The organism is Bacillus sp. AC266 (genome assembly GCF_979253805.1).
Genome location: NZ_CEEDEC010000002.1, coordinates 69,893 through 84,563 on the forward strand (window position 1 = coordinate 69,893; position 14,671 = coordinate 84,563).

22 protein-coding genes and 1 pseudogene are annotated in these 14,671 nt (G+C 35.4%); 10 read left to right on the forward strand and 13 right to left on the reverse strand.

The annotated features are described in order from the left end of the window. Positions 1 to 128: 128 nt before the first annotated feature. Together cydB and cydA are read right to left on the reverse strand one after the other, a co-directional pair. A complete protein-coding gene (cydB, locus tag AC0IXC_RS07785; protein WP_002129586.1) occupies positions 129 to 1,157 on the reverse strand; it encodes a cytochrome d ubiquinol oxidase subunit II in 1,029 nt (342 codons plus the stop codon). Next, a complete protein-coding gene (gene cydA, locus AC0IXC_RS07790) occupies positions 1,147 to 2,496 on the reverse strand; it encodes a cytochrome ubiquinol oxidase subunit I (RefSeq protein ID WP_012261878.1) in 1,350 nt (449 codons plus the stop codon). Before cydA ends, cydB begins: the two co-directional genes overlap by 11 nt. Positions 2,497 to 2,720: 224 nt before the next feature. On the opposite strand from cydA, the gene AC0IXC_RS07795 reads away from it, so the two are divergent. Continuing rightward, positions 2,721 to 3,284, forward strand: coding sequence for a beta-class carbonic anhydrase (locus tag AC0IXC_RS07795; RefSeq protein ID WP_002089163.1), 564 nt, complete (start codon positions 2,721 to 2,723; stop codon positions 3,282 to 3,284). Here the strand turns inward: AC0IXC_RS07795 and yidD are convergent. After that, complete coding sequence (gene yidD, locus AC0IXC_RS07800; RefSeq protein ID WP_002112460.1) at positions 3,281 to 3,517, reverse strand: membrane protein insertion efficiency factor YidD; 237 nt, start codon at positions 3,515 to 3,517, stop codon at positions 3,281 to 3,283. The two genes, AC0IXC_RS07795 and yidD, sit on opposite strands and share 4 nt — an antisense overlap. Positions 3,518 to 3,645: 128 nt before the next feature. On the opposite strand from yidD, the gene luxS reads away from it, so the two are divergent. The 4 genes from luxS (at position 3,646) to AC0IXC_RS07820 (ending at position 6,062) form a co-directional block, all read left to right on the forward strand. Continuing rightward, positions 3,646 to 4,119 carry an S-ribosylhomocysteine lyase LuxS gene (gene luxS, locus AC0IXC_RS07805; protein ID WP_001141371.1) on the forward strand — a complete coding sequence of 158 codons (474 nt, stop codon included), beginning with the start codon at positions 3,646 to 3,648 and terminating at the stop codon, positions 4,117 to 4,119. Positions 4,120 to 4,289: 170 nt separating this feature from the next. After that, the gene (locus AC0IXC_RS07810; RefSeq protein WP_341087212.1) at positions 4,290 to 5,054 is read left to right on the forward strand and encodes a MerR family transcriptional regulator; all 765 of its coding nucleotides are present in this window, start codon (positions 4,290 to 4,292) and stop codon (positions 5,052 to 5,054) included. Next, positions 5,051 to 5,746, forward strand: a complete 696-nt coding sequence (locus AC0IXC_RS07815; RefSeq protein ID WP_080448092.1) for a DMT family transporter — start codon at positions 5,051 to 5,053, stop codon at positions 5,744 to 5,746. The genes AC0IXC_RS07810 and AC0IXC_RS07815 overlap by 4 nt, the downstream gene beginning before the upstream one ends. 1 nt (position 5,747) lies before the next feature. Continuing rightward, positions 5,748 to 6,062 carry a DMT family transporter gene (locus AC0IXC_RS07820; RefSeq protein WP_137076407.1) on the forward strand — a complete coding sequence of 105 codons (315 nt, stop codon included), beginning with the start codon at positions 5,748 to 5,750 and terminating at the stop codon, positions 6,060 to 6,062. A gap of 26 nt (positions 6,063 to 6,088) precedes the next feature. On the opposite strand, the gene AC0IXC_RS07825 is transcribed toward AC0IXC_RS07820, so the two are convergent. The 6 genes and pseudogenes from AC0IXC_RS07825 to ytzI form a co-directional block, all read right to left on the reverse strand. Then, complete coding sequence (locus tag AC0IXC_RS07825) at positions 6,089 to 6,319, reverse strand: YczI family protein (protein WP_002129579.1); 231 nt, start codon at positions 6,317 to 6,319, stop codon at positions 6,089 to 6,091. An 11-nt stretch (positions 6,320 to 6,330) separates the two neighbouring features. Beyond that, positions 6,331 to 6,554, reverse strand: a pseudogene (locus AC0IXC_RS07830) (hypothetical protein). A 29-nt stretch (positions 6,555 to 6,583) separates the two neighbouring features. Then, positions 6,584 to 6,817, reverse strand: a complete 234-nt coding sequence (locus tag AC0IXC_RS07835; protein ID WP_002129577.1) for a hypothetical protein — start codon at positions 6,815 to 6,817, stop codon at positions 6,584 to 6,586. A 340-nt stretch (positions 6,818 to 7,157) separates the two neighbouring features. Next, complete coding sequence (locus AC0IXC_RS07840) at positions 7,158 to 7,388, reverse strand: DUF3953 domain-containing protein (protein ID WP_002089156.1); 231 nt, start codon at positions 7,386 to 7,388, stop codon at positions 7,158 to 7,160. A 13-nt stretch (positions 7,389 to 7,401) separates the two neighbouring features. Beyond that, positions 7,402 to 7,632, reverse strand: coding sequence for a YczI family protein (locus tag AC0IXC_RS07845; protein WP_012261874.1), 231 nt, complete (start codon positions 7,630 to 7,632; stop codon positions 7,402 to 7,404). A 1-nt stretch (position 7,633) separates the two neighbouring features. Next, a complete protein-coding gene (gene ytzI, locus AC0IXC_RS07850; protein ID WP_012261873.1) occupies positions 7,634 to 7,783 on the reverse strand; it encodes a YtzI protein in 150 nt (49 codons plus the stop codon). 83 nt (positions 7,784 to 7,866) lie between these two features. Between ytzI and AC0IXC_RS07855 the strand changes: the two genes are divergently transcribed. Together AC0IXC_RS07855 and mutTA are read left to right on the forward strand one after the other, a co-directional pair. Further along, on the forward strand, positions 7,867 to 8,184 hold the full coding sequence (locus tag AC0IXC_RS07855) for a hypothetical protein (protein WP_002089150.1): 318 nt from the start codon (positions 7,867 to 7,869) through the stop codon (positions 8,182 to 8,184). An 84-nt stretch (positions 8,185 to 8,268) separates the two neighbouring features. Beyond that, complete coding sequence (mutTA, locus tag AC0IXC_RS07860; RefSeq protein ID WP_002015736.1) at positions 8,269 to 8,748, forward strand: antimutator 8-oxo-(dGTP/GTP)ase; 480 nt, start codon at positions 8,269 to 8,271, stop codon at positions 8,746 to 8,748. Between the two features lie 196 nt (positions 8,749 to 8,944). Here the strand turns inward: mutTA and AC0IXC_RS07865 are convergent, their stop codons facing one another. Beyond that, positions 8,945 to 9,619 carry an HAD family hydrolase gene (locus AC0IXC_RS07865; protein WP_471652795.1) on the reverse strand — a complete coding sequence of 225 codons (675 nt, stop codon included), beginning with the start codon at positions 9,617 to 9,619 and terminating at the stop codon, positions 8,945 to 8,947. A 93-nt stretch (positions 9,620 to 9,712) separates the two neighbouring features. On the opposite strand from AC0IXC_RS07865, the gene AC0IXC_RS07870 reads away from it, so the two are divergent. Beyond that, positions 9,713 to 10,831 carry a recombinase family protein gene (locus tag AC0IXC_RS07870; RefSeq protein WP_471652797.1) on the forward strand — a complete coding sequence of 373 codons (1,119 nt, stop codon included), beginning with the start codon at positions 9,713 to 9,715 and terminating at the stop codon, positions 10,829 to 10,831. 226 nt (positions 10,832 to 11,057) lie between these two features. After that, positions 11,058 to 11,285, forward strand: coding sequence for a hypothetical protein (locus AC0IXC_RS07875; RefSeq protein ID WP_060750083.1), 228 nt, complete (start codon positions 11,058 to 11,060; stop codon positions 11,283 to 11,285). A gap of 34 nt (positions 11,286 to 11,319) precedes the next feature. Here AC0IXC_RS07875 and AC0IXC_RS07880 read toward each other — a convergent pair whose 3' ends face one another. The 3 genes from AC0IXC_RS07880 to AC0IXC_RS07890 are packed head-to-tail and all read right to left on the reverse strand — an operon-like array spanning position 11,320 to position 13,902. After that, positions 11,320 to 12,126, reverse strand: coding sequence for an ABC transporter permease (locus AC0IXC_RS07880; protein WP_002138764.1), 807 nt, complete (start codon positions 12,124 to 12,126; stop codon positions 11,320 to 11,322). Continuing rightward, on the reverse strand, positions 12,119 to 12,883 hold the full coding sequence (locus AC0IXC_RS07885; RefSeq protein WP_016102906.1) for an ABC transporter ATP-binding protein: 765 nt from the start codon (positions 12,881 to 12,883) through the stop codon (positions 12,119 to 12,121). The genes AC0IXC_RS07880 and AC0IXC_RS07885 overlap by 8 nt, the downstream gene beginning before the upstream one ends. Positions 12,884 to 12,894: 11 nt before the next feature. Continuing rightward, positions 12,895 to 13,902: an ABC transporter substrate-binding protein gene (locus AC0IXC_RS07890; RefSeq protein ID WP_002089139.1), complete on the reverse strand. Its 1,008-nt coding sequence runs from the start codon at positions 13,900 to 13,902 to the stop codon at positions 12,895 to 12,897. A 120-nt stretch (positions 13,903 to 14,022) separates the two neighbouring features. Here AC0IXC_RS07890 and AC0IXC_RS07895 point away from each other — a divergent pair, with 120 nt between their 5' ends. Further along, complete coding sequence (locus AC0IXC_RS07895) at positions 14,023 to 14,319, forward strand: DUF3986 family protein (RefSeq protein ID WP_002112440.1); 297 nt, start codon at positions 14,023 to 14,025, stop codon at positions 14,317 to 14,319. The last annotated feature ends 352 nt before the right edge of the window (positions 14,320 to 14,671 follow it).

The window sequence follows — 14,671 nt, forward strand, 5'->3', positions numbered from 1 at the left end:
CCTGTGATACAATTTAGTTGTGAGCTGTTAGTGATTCTTCTTTATCATAGTTGTTAGATTAGAAATGTAACATCTTATCGAAAATCATACGTAAAAAAAGACACTTCAAGCGAAGTGTCTTTTTCATTTTAGTGATATCCTTTAGCAGAGTCTTTATGAATTTTATTTTTAAATATGCTGTAGCTCCAAAGCTGATATCCAATAACGATTGGTACCATGACAATTGCAACGAAGAACATAATTTTTAAGTTTAATTGACTACCAGCTGCGTTGTATAACGTTGTACTATAAGCGTCGTTAATACGAGATGGTAACATTCTTGGGAACATACCTGCAAAACCAGTTGTCATAAACATTGCGATTGTTAAGCAAACGAATGTGAATGCAAGGCCGATTTTATGTTTGTACACCATAATAAGTGTGAGTACACTCATTAACATTGCAAGTACTGGAAGAATGAATAGTACAGGATATTCCGTGAAGTTTTGGAATAAATTTGTACGATTTGCAGTTGCGACATAGAAGATAGCTAAAATGATAGCAGCTGCCATTGAAAATGGTCTTGCAATTTTATAAGCACGATCAGATACTTCGCCAGTTGTTTTAATCATAATCCAAAGGGCACCAGATACGACGAATATAGCAGTGAAGAAAAGACCACCTAAGATACCATAATGGTTTAGTAAGCTAAGTAAAGTTCCTTCATAACCATCTTTTCCGATTTGCAGCCCGTAATACAGGTTAGCGAATGTAACACCGAATAAGAAGGCGATTAGGAAACTACCAATTGTAAACGCCCATTTACAAGTTTTTTGCCAAATTGGTGAATCGTCTTTATGCATAAATTCAAGTCCAGCGGCACGAGCAAATAGTGCAAGTAATACTAAAAATAGTGGTGTATATAGGTAGCTAAACATATTTGCATATGTGACTGGAAAGGCAGCAAATGTTGCGCCACCAGCTGTAATTAACCATACTTCATTACCACCCCAGAACGGGCCGATAGCTTCTTGTAATTGATTTCGTTCTTGTCGGTCTTTCGCAACGAATGGGAAAATCATTCCGTTACCGAGTGCGTAGCCATCAAGAATGAAGTAAACTGTCCAAATTACGCCCCATAAACCGAACCAGATAATTGCAAGCATATCATGAGACATGAGCTGTACCTCCTTCAGTAGCAGGTTCTTCTAATGCAGCGGGTCCTTTTTTCGCGAACTTCAGCATTAAGTATACGTCTGCAATTAAGAGTAAAGTGTAGAACAATATTAAACTAATTAATGAGAACCAAATTTGTGGAACTGATATAGGTGACACGGATTCTGCTGTACGCATTAGTTTATAAACTGTCCACGGTTGACGACCTACTTCAGCGACAATCCAGCCAGCGTTAATTGCGATATATGGAAGTAAAACAGACCACATTGTAATTTTTAAATAACGTTTTGAGTTTTCTAGTTTTCCTTTTCGGTTTAAATAGAAACCGTACCAAGTTAATGCCATAAAGAACATGCCAAGTGCAACCATTAAGCGGAAGCTATAGTACACGAGGTTAACATTTGGACGTTCATCTTTCGGGATATCTTTTAAACCAACAATTTCGCCATCAAATGAGTTTGTATAGAAGAAGCTTCCGAGCTTTGGAATAGTAAGGAATTCAAAGTTCTTTTCATTTTTTACATCAGGAATTTGAATGATTGAGAAACCTTGTCCTTTTCCAGTGTCCCAAACAGCTTCCATTGCAGCTCCTTTTGCTGGTTGATATTTAGCAGCTGATACACCAGATTGATGGCCCATAAATGGTGTAATTGTTGCAGCGAATAAACCTAACATTAAACCAAACTTAAATGATTTTTTGAAGAATTCAACTTCGTTTTTACGTAATAAATGATATGCACTAATTGCCATAACGAAGAAAGCACCGACAATATAACAACCAATTACAGTATGGAAGAACATATTCCATGCATATGGATTTGTAACAAGAGCCCAGAAATCATTTAATTCAGCGCGGCCGTTACGTACGACGTAGCCAACTGGGTTTTGCATAAAGCCGTTTGCTGTAATAATCCAAAGGGCAGAAATATTTGTTCCAAGTGCAACCATCCACATACAGAAAGCACGGAACTTTGGTGAGATTTTGTCTTTACCGAATAACCATATTCCCATGAAAGTAGATTCTAAGAAGAAGGCAACGAGTGCTTCGATTGCGAGAGGTGATCCAAAAATATCTCCCATATATTTGGAGTACTCAGACCAGTTTGTTCCAAATTGGAATTCCATCGTAATCCCAGTTATAATCCCCATTACGAAGTTAATTGTAAAAAGTTTTCCCCAGAAATTTGCCATTTTGCGGTATGTTGGATTCAATGTGCGGGCGTATTGAGTTTCCATACATGCTACTAAAATAACAAGTCCGATTGTCAAAGGTACAAATAAAAAGTGATAAAAAATAGTAATTGCAAATTGAAAACGACTTAGTAACAGAACGTCGGACATAATAAATATTCACTCCTTTTTTACATTATCTACAATCAGTTTATAGTGAAAAAACGTTTAAAGTATGTGAGACTTGTTACAAAGGTGTGTGTATATTTTGAAAGAATTATGTCGATTATCTGAAAATATCCTATTTTTACTATAAAGCAATATCCTTTTTGAGTTTTTCAAATTTTGGTACACTATATATGTAGTGTAAATGAGAGAAAAGAGGGTTCTTTACTATGAAGTCATTAGAAGAGATTTTACAATACAATGAAAAATTTGTTGAAGAGAAAAAATACGAAGAGTATGAAACAGGGAAATTTCCAAACAAAAAGATGGTAATTATCTCTTGTATGGATACTCGTCTTGTTGAATTATTACCGAAAGCAATGAATATGCGTAACGGTGATGTGAAAATTATTAAAGTAGCAGGCGCTGTTATTTCACATCCATTCGGAAGTATTATGCGTAGTATTTTAGTCGCTGTATATGAGCTTGGAGCTGACGAAGTATGTGTTGTCGGTCATCATGATTGTGGTATGGCAAAAATTCAAGCAAGCAGTACAATTGAAAAAATGAAAGAGCGCGGCGTAACAGAAGAGAAATTAGATACACTTCGTTATTCTGGAATCGATTTAGAAAGATTCTTACAAGGGTTCTCTAGTGTAGAAGAAAGTGTAGAACATAGTGTGTCAATACTTCGCAACCATCCGTTACTTCCGGAAGAAGTACCTGTTCACGGTCTTGTTATAGATCCTGACACAGGAAAATTAGATTTAGTTGTAAATGGTTACGAAAATTAAGAATTTACTTTGTCATCCTTTTTATCTGGGACAGGATCAAATCCTCCTGGATGGAAAGGGTGACATTTTAATATACGCTTACATGTAAGCCAAAATCCTTTGAAGGCACCGTGTTTTTGAAACGCTTCTAATCCATAATGAGAGCAAGTCGGATGAAAGCGGCACGTTGGCGGTGTCATCGGAGAAATGAACTTTTGATAAAAGCGTATAATACCGATAAAAATCTGTTTCATAATGGTCCCCTTTTCAGCATAGTCTTAAAGTATTATAGCACGACAGTACATAATTCTTTACTAATGTCGATTTCCGTTATATCATATTGGATATAACGGAATTAAATTAAAAGCGGGAGAGATGTTGTATGCCATCAGTAGAAAGCTTTGAATTAGACCATACGATTGTAAAGGCGCCTTATGTAAGACATTGCGGAGTCCACAATGTAGGTAGTGACGGTATTGTAAATAAATTTGATATTCGTTTCTGCCAACCGAATAAACAAGCAATGAAACCAGATGTTATTCATACGTTAGAACATTTATTAGCATTTAATTTACGTAAATATATTGATCGTTATCCGCATTTTGATATTATCGATATTTCACCAATGGGCTGCCAAACAGGATATTATCTTGTAGTAAGCGGAACACCAACGGTTCGAGAAATTATTGATTTATTAGAACTAACATTAAAAGATGCGGTTCAAATTACAGAAATTCCAGCTGCAAATGAAACACAATGTGGCCAAGCGAAGCTTCACGACTTAGAAGGAGCACAACGCTTAATGAACTTCTGGCTAAGCCAAGATAAAGATGAACTTGAGAAAGTGTTTGGATAAAGTGATACTTTAATCAGTGGGTGAGAGTCTTATTGCCTACAAATAAAAAAACTGCCTGTGAAAGGGCAGTTTTTTTATTTGTAGAAATGTATGTTATGAAGAGTATTGACTTTAACGTATACGTCAAAGTTTATAGTAGGGATAAATAAAGTAAGTAAAGGGAGGAAATGATGGATAAGTATAGCATTGGCGAAATTTCAAAAGAAACGAATGTAACGACGAGAACACTTAGATATTATGAGGAAATTGGATTGATAAGACCGTCTTATGTTGCTGATTCAGGATATCGTTACTATTCAAAAGATGATGTAATTACATTGCAGCAAATCACAACTTTTAAAAAGCTTGGTTTTAAGCTTTCAGAAATAAAAGAAGTATTAAAAGAAGAAAAGGGGATTTCAGAAGAAGGAAGATGGAAAAATGCGATTCAAAATGAAATTCAAACAATACAAGGGGAAGTAAAAAGATTACAGGATTTAGAAAAGCTACTATATACAACATTTCATTCCATTGAATTAACAGGAGAGCTTAGAACAGAAGATTTAATGTTATTTATAAAATCAGTACAGGGAATTGATCAGAGGGAGAAATTTTGGAAAAGATATTTTAATGAGGAAGAGCAGCAGATTATTCAGGGCTTACCAACATTTGAAGAAAACGATAAAAGAACGAAAGAGTGGCTGCAAGTATTAAGAGAAATTCGCGAGCGTATAAATGAACCAGTAGATTCACCAGAAGTTCAACAATTGGCGGAGAAAGTAGTGGCTTTTTCCATGCATATATTTCAAGAAGATGAACAATTAATAAATAAGTATTGGGAATTAATTAGACCTGAAGAGGGGGAGATTGCAAAAGTATATGGACTTGATTCGGAAACAATGAAGTATATAGATGAAATGGTAGATTATTATTTGAAAAAGGAGGAAGATAAATGACAGCTATGCAAAAAGAGAAGCTATATGGAAAGGAGCACGCGCGATTAGAGCGGCAATACTTTTATAAACATGTGGGCATTTTCATTCTTGCGCAGCTTTTATTTATTTTTCTAATAGGGCTTGTACCAGCTCAAGAGTTACCAAGTGGATCTTATATTCTTCATATGAAAGAATGGATTTTGAATAAACAAATAGGCTTTTATAAAAATGCAACTGTTAATACCATTATCAGTGTTTGGACATCGGTGCTCATTATTCATTTTATTTGGGCGATGTCGTATATCTTTTTTCCGAAAAAGAAACGTAGTTCGCTAAAGCAAGAAACACGACAAGAGGTAAAAGAAGAAGTGAAAAAGAAAAAGGAGATTAGTACAAATAGGGCGTGGCTGTATTTAGTATTTGGAGGCTTAATTGAAATATATTGGGCAACAGGATTAAAAACAAATTCGATGAGCATTTTGACACTTATTGCAATTTTAGTTAGTTTTCATCTATTAATTGAAGCAACTAAAAGAATCCCAATTGGAACGGCATATGCAGTATTTACTGGAATTGGGACAGTGGGAACGATAGTAGTAGATATTTTATATTTTAAAGAGCCATTTTCGTTTATTAAAATTTTCCTTGTTTGTTTATTAGCACTATTTATTATCGGATTGAAATTTAGTGGCGACAAGGAAGAGGTGAAATAAAATGGCGTGGATGTATTTAATTATAGCTGGGCTTTTTGAAATTGTCGGTGTAATTGGGATAAAGAAAGTAACAAAAGATAATAATTGGACGAATAATATTATTTTAATAGGTGGATTTATTATTAGTTTTCAATTTTTAACGATGGCGCTCCAAGAAATTCAGTTATCAATTGCATATGCAGTTTGGACTGGAATTGGGACGCTCGGTGCAGCGGTTGTCGGTATTTTATTTTTTAAAGAGCCGAAAAATGCTTTTCGGATTATTTGTATCGTTGGAATTATGGGGACGATTATTGGATTGAAAGTAGTGAGTTAAAGAAGAGCAAAATCTGCTCTTCTTTTTTATGAAAGTAGACTAGACACCCCAACATATAAAATAAAGGCAGAACCGAGAAAATAAACAAATGCTTTTGCTTTTTGCCGCTCTTTTATTTCATCAATTCCAAAAAGGATAAACATAATACTTAAAAGGATAAATACGAATGGTAAAAGCATAGAGAAGTTTGAAAAGAGGCTAAATAGGGCGAGAATAAGAGCGATAGTCGCTATTATAATTCGAATGTTTTTTAACATGAAATCCTCCTTTAGAAGAACAGTATAAATGGAATGACAAAAATAATGGTAAACATACTTAAACCGATGCTAATAGCTCCAATTTGCTTTTACTGCTTTTGAATCATCTCAATGCCTACTAAAATGCCATACAAATGGTAGGTGAAAAGATTTGAAAGTTCATTGTAAATGTACTGTATAAACATAGAATCAAAGTAATAAAAACGATGATTAGTTGTATTTGTTTTATGTGCATTTTAGCCCCTTTTAAGTAGAAAGAGTTAGTTACCTGGAGATAATAATTATAATAGCGACGATTAAAGTAAATACGCCAGAAAAGAAGGAGAGTGTACTATGTACTTTCTTTCCTTTCTGTTTTTCTTCTGCGCTCATGATGAAAGTCATAATAGATAAGGCAATAAGCATATAGGGCATCGTAACAAGCGGGTTTGTAGATATTCCATATAGAGCGAGAGAGATGACAATAAGAGCGGATATGATGCGAAATGTTTTTAGCATACTACCACCTATCTTCTTGTAGTTTTAAATTAGCCTTCAATGTAATAACAGTTCGTAGTTGGTATTTAAAGTTTCATTCTACATGTAACGAAGGTAGTTCGATATTACAATGAAGAGCATAAGAATAGAAACGAAAAAATGCGAGATACCCATTGATTTTCTTCCGGATTTCAGTTCATTAATTCCTAGAAGAATAAAGAAACAACTGAGAGCAAATTGCATGTATGGGAGAAGTGTGAAATTATCGGTAGCAAGAGAATAAGTGCAAAGAGAGATTGTGAGAAGCATGAAAAAATAGCGTATTCCAGTTAGCATCGAATTCCTCCTTTAAAGAGACCATTTATCGAAATATTTCTGAGAAGCCAAGAAATAAAGCAACAGCCCCTGCTAACAGAGCAAGTATGCTACCACCTTTTTGCTGTTTTAAGATTTCCTCTATACTAATAATGAAAGCCATCCCCCCTAAAAAGATGAACATATAAGGCATGATTTCCCTATTACCAGTAAAAAAGCTATAGATTGCTATAGATAAAGCAATAAGTGATAAAGTAATCCGTAATCCTTTCAGCATAAAAGACCCTCCTCTATTTTATGTATGTAATGATGAGAACAATCCAAGAGAATGCTCCAGCAACAATGCAAATAAATCCGGTTCCTGAATCCTTCTTTTTTATTTGCTCAATTGCGATGAGAAACATTAAAGCTCCTAATAGAAATTGTGAAAGTGGTAGAAAGTTATTTTGACCTGTATAGAGCCCAATTGCCGACATAATTATCACAGTGAGTGCGAGTGCGATGCGAAGTATACGAAGCATACTATGATTCCTCCTTATTATTTTTCGAGTAAGGGTTATCTTCGGGCTTATCAACAGAATGTTTATATGCGTAGCCTTTATTAATCGTCATAACGGAGAGTACTAATATGATCAGTACGATTATAATGCCGATAATTAATATTTTGAGCATGAAATCCCTCCTTTTCTTTATTTTACATAATTTTGTAATTGATGAAAACAATAGAAATTAAAAGGATGAAAGAAGGGTGTTACATGGAGAATAAAAAAACATATTATATATCAGTTGGAAATGGTCAAATTTCGCAAGTGAAGACGGCGGATACGTATAATTTTGAAATTTATGCAAATGACGAAGAGATTACGGAGTTAAGAGAGTATTTTGATCAAGCGTATGAAGAGGACTTAGGTTCGTATGTACGCTCTCACGTTCCATTCGTTGAGTATCATCACGATTCGAATAATGATCGATATGATGAACAACTACAAAAGGCATATAAAATGATTTATGATCTAGGGAATCATGAAACGAAAGAATTAGTCGCACAAATGGGAATAATCAATGGATTGTAATTGGATAATATTATGCAGAAAAGCGAGAATATGCTACAATTTGTGGTAGGAAAAACTTGTAATCATCAATAGGGGAGTAATGGCATGTACAAATTTAAAGATTATTACCACAACACTGTACAATTATCGTTTGAACGTTACCCATTTTCTCCTGAGCCAAAGCATGTTTGGGTTGTATGCCGGTACGGGGATCAATGGTTATTAACGCATCATTTACGCCGTGGTCTTGAATTTCCAGGTGGTAAAGTAGAACTCGGGGAAACACCGGAAGAAGCGGCAGTTCGAGAAGTTCATGAGGAAACCGGCGGCATAGTTTCTGATTTAACTTACTTAGGGCAATACAAAGTATCCGGAAAAGACAAAATAATCATTAAAAACATTTATTTTGCAACAATTAGTGCGGTAGAGCAACATACGCATTACGAAGAAACGAAAGGGTCTGTTTTATTAAAAGACATTCCTGATAATATTAAAACTGATAGAAAATTTAGCTTTATTATGCGCGATGATGTATTAGCGCGTACGATGAAACATATAGAAGAAATCGGCTGTTTTACGAAGTAAAGTGGCCGGTTTCTTTTTTTGATTAAATACCCAAAAAAGGTGTGAATATATCTTTACTTTTAGGGAGGCATTTTGGAATGAAAGTATCCACTTACTATTGTCACTTTTTGTCGGTAAATCGATATATTTCAAAAATCGCTGATATATTTGGAGTTGCGGTCGATATATTCGAAAAATCGCTGATATAATTTATTTACTATTGTATTGTTTTTACCTCCACCTCTAAAAATGAAAGAACCTCCAACAAATCATCCACCACACGTGAATGTTCAAAGTCACCCCCAAATAAATCTCTCTTCCAAACGCCAAGAATCCCTACTTGTTCAGAACCAAGCACATCATTTTCTGGATGGTCTCCAACGTAAAGGCATTCTTCTGCTTTTACGTTTAGCTTTTGCAAAGCTCGTTCGAAAATCTCAGGATGTGGTTTTTTAATTCCTTCTGCTTCTGAAATGAAAATTGTGTTTGTATACGTATGTATGTTTAGTGCTCGGAGGTTGTTCATTTGAAAATCAGTAAAGCCGTTTGTAATAATACCAATTTTAATGTTTCGCTGTTTTAATTGTTGAAGTAGTTCATGCATATTTTGGAAAGGAATACAATGATGTTGGAAGTTTGTAATGTAGTCGTGTAGCAGTTGCTCTTGCGTTAAAGTGGTAATGTTGTATTCGCAAAGGAGAGTGGAATATACCTTATCTTTCCACGTGTAACCATTATTGTCGAGTTCGAGAAAACGAGAGCAATACTCGAATTTTTCTATGTTTATCAAATGAAAGGCGAAGCGATTATATTGATCGCGAATAAATTGCTCTAGAGATTGGCGACGATCTAATAGTGTTCCATCTAAGTCAAATAAGACTGCTCGAATCATGGGAAACCTCCATACAGCTTTTATAATTAATTATCGCATATTCGTTAAAAAATGATTATGATATTTTTGTAGAATGGAATAATGGAGGTGCGTATGAAGAAACTGTATGGCAAGTTAATGTGTTTTATGATTTCAACGGGCTTAGTAGCTGGATGTGATATGTCGGAGCAAACTTCGAAAAGAGAGAAAAAAGATGTGTGCGAAACGACAGAAGAATGCACACAAATAGGTGATAAAACACTTCAAAAAGTATATAAAAAGATAGATGGACTTTCAGAACTTGAAGTACTAGAGGATTATGATTTAGAAGGACATTCAAGTAACGATATGAAAGAAGCAGAAATGAAAAAAAAGGATGATGAAAATTATTTCTTTTTAGCTTCTTATTATATCGATGGTGATGAAATTGTAGATCCTTATTTCGATAAACTAGATCGCAAACGATTGAATAAGGCTTTTGCGGAGGATAAGGACGCGAAAGAAGAAGTATTAAAGCAACGTCAAGATAGGGATTATCATGAATCGTTATGGGAGATGTATAGCACGCTTATTCCTGCTAAGTATCGCACTGACATAAAAGAGTTTGATATGGTAACAGATGGATACGATGGAATTGTGGCTCATGTTATGCCAAGTATGGAGTATCCGAAAGAGTGGACCATTAGTTTAGATACGCTTGATTCTGCAGTAAATATCGATCAAGTGATGAAAACATTAATACATGAGACGGCTCACGTATTGACGCTGGGACATAAACAAATACCAGTAAATGAAAAGTACTTAAAGGCTTTTGAAGAAGATAAAGATATTTTATCATACCAAAATAAATGTAAATCTCTTTTCTTACAAGAAGGATGCGCGAAGGAGAGCTCTTATATAAATCAATTTTATAATTCTTTCTGGAAACCAATTGACCAGGAGTGGACAGAAAAGAAAGTGGAAGAAAGCGAAGAAGCTCAAATTGAATTTTTTAAGGAAAAGCATGGTGAGTTTGTTTCACTGTATGGGACGACAAATGTAGCAGAGGATATTGCGGATACATTTACAGCGTTTATTTTACAAGATTCAAAAAAGGTGAAAGAAGGAACAGAATTAAAATATAAAAAAATTGCCTTCTTCTATCAATTCTCCGAGCTTGTAAAAATGAGAGCGGAAGTGTTAGCTGGGTTATATGATGTGTCGAAAACGATGGAACAACCAAGTGGACACTAATGCGAATTATGTGTTCGATATATTTTAGCCAAGGGAAAACGTGAAGAATTGTAGTTCTTTGCGTTTCTTCATGTTGATAAAATTGAAAATTCTGTCTTTTTTAAAAAAAGAAGAAGGAACTGAATCATTAAAATAGAATTAGTATAAAAACGTCACAAATTAGACACAATTATAATGCGCATAGTATAGGGGCTATAAGTTTACTCTCGAGGAGGTAATGAAACGTATGAAAACGATTCTTGCTGTGGCTGGTCTCATTTGGGTAATGTCTCACGGTTTTCCGATTTTTGAAGGGGAGCAAATTCGTAGTGCATTAAATAAAGAGTTTAATGATTATCATATTATTGATCGAAAAGATAATGTCGTTACGGTGCGTGTGAAAGATTGTTTCCATACAGTTACGGTTGCTAATGGGAATATTGCAGATGATTCGAAAATATGTGATAAAAGGTAGAAGAAAGAAGCTGACTCTAGCGTATCGCTCTAAGTCAGCTTTTTTTTCGTTTTCCAATAAGGAGTTTTTCAAATGCCTCGACAAATACATACATAAGAGTTGCGAGGACGCAAGTGAGCAATACACTGAGCAAGACGAGTGTGAAGTTAAAGACTTGGAATCCGTAGCTAATTAAATAGCCAAGTCCTTGTTTAGAAACGAGGAGTTCCCCGAAAATAACACCGACCCATGATAAGCCAACATTCACTTTTAACGTTGAAATAATTGCAGGGAAAGATGAAGGGAGAATAACGTGCTTATAGCATTGCCATTTATTTGCGCCAAATGTGTCCATGACCTTAATATAGTTGGAATCGACTTCTTGAAATGCGCTGTAAATAACGAGAATGGTAATGATGATAGAGATGATTACCCCCATTGCGATAGAGGATGAAATATTTGGACCGAAAATAACAATGATGATTGGACCGAGTGCGACTTTTGGCATTGCATTTAGGACGACGAGATAAGGATCAAGTACGCGGGCCAAAAGTGGCATCCACCAAAGGAGAGTAGCAATAATAGCTCCAAGTACAGTTCCGAGAATAAAACCCACTCCTGTTTCAAGTAATGTCGTCCATATGTGGACCCAAAGTGAACCGTCAATCCATTTCGTTAAAAAGAGATCCCAAATACTTGAAGGAGAACTAAAGAGTAAAGGATCAATCCATTCTTTTTTACTAGCTATTTCCCATAGTGCAAAGAAAAGAACAAGAAGTACAAGTTGTAAAGAGCGAGCTAACCATGCATGTTGTCTTTCTTTTTTTCGAAACTGTTCATGTAGTTGTTTTATATTATCCAAGTCGTTCCAGCTCCTTCCATATTTCTTGGAAGAGGGATGGGAAGTCATGGTGGTGGCGTGCTTCTAACGGCGATAAGGAACGGATACTTTCTGGGACGATGAATGTTTTTGCGATTTTTCCAGGGTTCGCCTGCAGTAAATAAATACGATCACTCATCGCAATTGCTTCTTCAATATCATGTGTCACAAGTAGGGATGTTTTCTTATAGTTACGTAGTAATGTGAAGACGAGATCTTCTAGTTTTAATTTTGTTTGATAATCAAGAGCGGAAAATGGTTCATCTAACAATAAAATTTTTGGGTCGGTCGCTAATGTTCGAACGAGTGCAGCACGTTGGCGCATACCACCGGATAGTTCACGAGGGTATTGCTGTTCTATATCATATAGGCCGACTTGTTTTAAAAGCTTTAATGTATGTTCTTTCGTATTTTCATCATAAACCTTCCGAATATGAAGTCCGAGCATAATATTTTCTTCAATTGTTTTCCACGGAAACAAGTAATCTTGCTGGAGCATATAGCCCATAGAGGGGGTCTTAGTTGTAATCGGTTCACCATCTAAAAATACGATACCTTCAATTGGATCGAGTAGACCTGCGATGATGGAGAGGAGCGTTGTTTTTCCGCAACCACTTGGACCAAGGATTGAAATAAATTCGCCTTCGTCTACTTGCAAACTCATATCTTCAAGAATAAGTTTGGCATTTTCTTTTGCAAAAAAGCAGTGAGAAACGTTACGTATTTGTAAAAAGCTCATACACTTCGCCTCTATTTCTTAATAACGCTTTCGGCAATTTTTGTATTGACGAGCGCTTCATGTGGAACTTCTTTTTGTAATTCACCAGATTCTTTCATAATCGTTTGGAGTTGTTTCCATTCTGCATCATCTAATAATGGATTTGTCGCATAAGAATGTTGTTTTTTGTAGCGCTCAATTACTTTTACTGAAATGTCTTTTGAAGTGTCTTTAAATAGTGGTGAAACGGCATCGGCAATCTCTTCTGGACTATGTGTATCAACCCATTGCTGCGCTTTATATAGTGCGCGCGTGAATTTTTCTGCAGCAGCTTTATCTTTCTTTAAGAAACTTTCTTTTGCCATAAACGTTGTATAAGGGACAGTACCAGATTCAGCTCCGAAAGACGCGACGATATAACCTTTTCCTTCTTTTTCAAGTATACTTGCAGTCGGTTCAAAGAGCTGTACAAATTCTCCCGTACCAGATGCAAAGGCATTTGCAATATTAGCAAACTCGATATTTTGAATTAAGTTCGTATCTTTGCGAGGGTCAATGCCATTTTTCTTTAAAACGTATTCACCAACCATTTGCGGCATGCCGCCTTTACGCTGTCCTAAAAACGTAACGCCTTTTACGTCGTTCCAATTAAAAGAGTCTAATTTTTTACGGGAAACTAAAAATGTGCCATCTGTTTGTGTAAGCTGTGCAAAATTAATGACAGGATCTTTTGCTCCTTGTTGATGAACATAAATAGACGTTTCTGAACCAACGAGAGCAATATCAATTCCGCCAGATAAAAGGGTGGTCATCGTTTTATCTCCGCCAGCTGTTGTTTGTAAGTCAATATTTAAGCCTTCATCTTTAAAAAATCCTTTTTCAATTCCAACATATAATGGTGCGTAGAAAAGAGAGTGTGTAACTTCGCCAACGCGAATTTTTTGAGCTTGTTCTTTCGTACTTTCCTTTGTACTACTACAAGCAGCGAATGTGAAAACAGCTAGTAACATGATGCAAAAAACGGTTATTAATTTTTTCACTATACGACACCTCCTAGAAGTCAATCTACAAGCATAATATGTAGGTAAGTGCCCATATGTGAGTATATATAGCAGGAATTTTTTGGGTAGTAAAGAAGTACAAATATAAGGGGTGATAAAATGGATTACGAATACGATGATAGCGTACATTTACATCTTGATTATTTCGGAACTGAATGTGATATGGAATCGATTGCTTATAAGAGGAAGCATGAAGACGTGTGGGATGTGTATTTTAATTTTGGAGTATACGGTATTCAAAAAGATGATGTAGGGGCAGGGATGTTTATGGACGAATATGCCGGTTATTACGTTTTTTCTGTACATGCTCGTGATTTGAGCTGGGAATTTGGAAGTGCTCAGTTTGAGGAATGGGTTTTGAAGAACCATATAGTAGAAAGAACGCTTCAAAAATAGGGAGGAATTTTGTGTTTGAATTTCTCATCTTATTGCTTATTTGCGTAATTGGAATTTACATCATGTAAGTGCTTACTTACCGATTCGCAAAGAAAAATATTCATAAATATAAGGAAATGAAATGGATTTATATGTGGCTAGACATGACTATGAAAAAGGGTCCGAGATTAGATTTGTTTGATTTTGTACTTATAGTAATCGTAAGTATCATATGGAAAATATGGATGCTTCCTCTTGTATAGTAAACATGCTAATCATCGTATCCTAATAAATAACGAGAAGAACCTGTCATACGACAGGTTCTTCTCTATTTGGAGCATGTAGTGTTACATGGAAAATCCAATATATACGA

What these genes read in the sequence shown, in the direction of transcription:
- AC0IXC_RS07870 (WP_471652797.1), top strand. Translation starts at nt 9,713, where the DNA reads ATGAAGAAACTGTATGGCAAGTTAATGTGTTTTATGATTTCAACGGGC.
- AC0IXC_RS07895 (WP_002112440.1), top strand. Translation starts at nt 14,023, where the DNA reads ATGGATTACGAATACGATGATAGCGTACATTTACATCTTGATTATTTC.
- AC0IXC_RS07865 (WP_471652795.1), bottom strand. Translation starts at nt 9,619, where the DNA reads ATGATTCGAGCAGTCTTATTTGACTTAGATGGAACACTATTAGATCGT.
- AC0IXC_RS07885 (WP_016102906.1), bottom strand. Translation starts at nt 12,883, where the DNA reads ATGAGCTTTTTACAAATACGTAACGTTTCTCACTGCTTTTTTGCAAAA.
- AC0IXC_RS07815 (WP_080448092.1), top strand. Translation starts at nt 5,051, where the DNA reads ATGACAGCTATGCAAAAAGAGAAGCTATATGGAAAGGAGCACGCGCGA.
- AC0IXC_RS07835 (WP_002129577.1), bottom strand. Translation starts at nt 6,817, where the DNA reads ATGCTAAAAACATTTCGCATCATATCCGCTCTTATTGTCATCTCTCTC.
- AC0IXC_RS07845 (WP_012261874.1), bottom strand. Translation starts at nt 7,632, where the DNA reads ATGCTTCGTATACTTCGCATCGCACTCGCACTCACTGTGATAATTATG.
- AC0IXC_RS07855 (WP_002089150.1), top strand. Translation starts at nt 7,867, where the DNA reads ATGGAGAATAAAAAAACATATTATATATCAGTTGGAAATGGTCAAATT.
- cydB (WP_002129586.1), bottom strand. Translation starts at nt 1,157, where the DNA reads ATGTCTCATGATATGCTTGCAATTATCTGGTTCGGTTTATGGGGCGTA.
- AC0IXC_RS07875 (WP_060750083.1), top strand. Translation starts at nt 11,058, where the DNA reads ATGAAAACGATTCTTGCTGTGGCTGGTCTCATTTGGGTAATGTCTCAC.
- ytzI (WP_012261873.1), bottom strand. Translation starts at nt 7,783, where the DNA reads ATGCTCAAAATATTAATTATCGGCATTATAATCGTACTGATCATATTA.
- AC0IXC_RS07795 (WP_002089163.1), top strand. Translation starts at nt 2,721, where the DNA reads ATGAAGTCATTAGAAGAGATTTTACAATACAATGAAAAATTTGTTGAA.
- AC0IXC_RS07825 (WP_002129579.1), bottom strand. Translation starts at nt 6,319, where the DNA reads ATGTTAAAAAACATTCGAATTATAATAGCGACTATCGCTCTTATTCTC.
- luxS (WP_001141371.1), top strand. Translation starts at nt 3,646, where the DNA reads ATGCCATCAGTAGAAAGCTTTGAATTAGACCATACGATTGTAAAGGCG.
- cydA (WP_012261878.1), bottom strand. Translation starts at nt 2,496, where the DNA reads ATGTCCGACGTTCTGTTACTAAGTCGTTTTCAATTTGCAATTACTATT.
- AC0IXC_RS07840 (WP_002089156.1), bottom strand. Translation starts at nt 7,388, where the DNA reads ATGCTGAAAGGATTACGGATTACTTTATCACTTATTGCTTTATCTATA.
- AC0IXC_RS07810 (WP_341087212.1), top strand. Translation starts at nt 4,290, where the DNA reads ATGGATAAGTATAGCATTGGCGAAATTTCAAAAGAAACGAATGTAACG.
- yidD (WP_002112460.1), bottom strand. Translation starts at nt 3,517, where the DNA reads ATGAAACAGATTTTTATCGGTATTATACGCTTTTATCAAAAGTTCATT.
- mutTA (WP_002015736.1), top strand. Translation starts at nt 8,269, where the DNA reads ATGTACAAATTTAAAGATTATTACCACAACACTGTACAATTATCGTTT.
- AC0IXC_RS07820 (WP_137076407.1), top strand. Translation starts at nt 5,748, where the DNA reads ATGGCGTGGATGTATTTAATTATAGCTGGGCTTTTTGAAATTGTCGGT.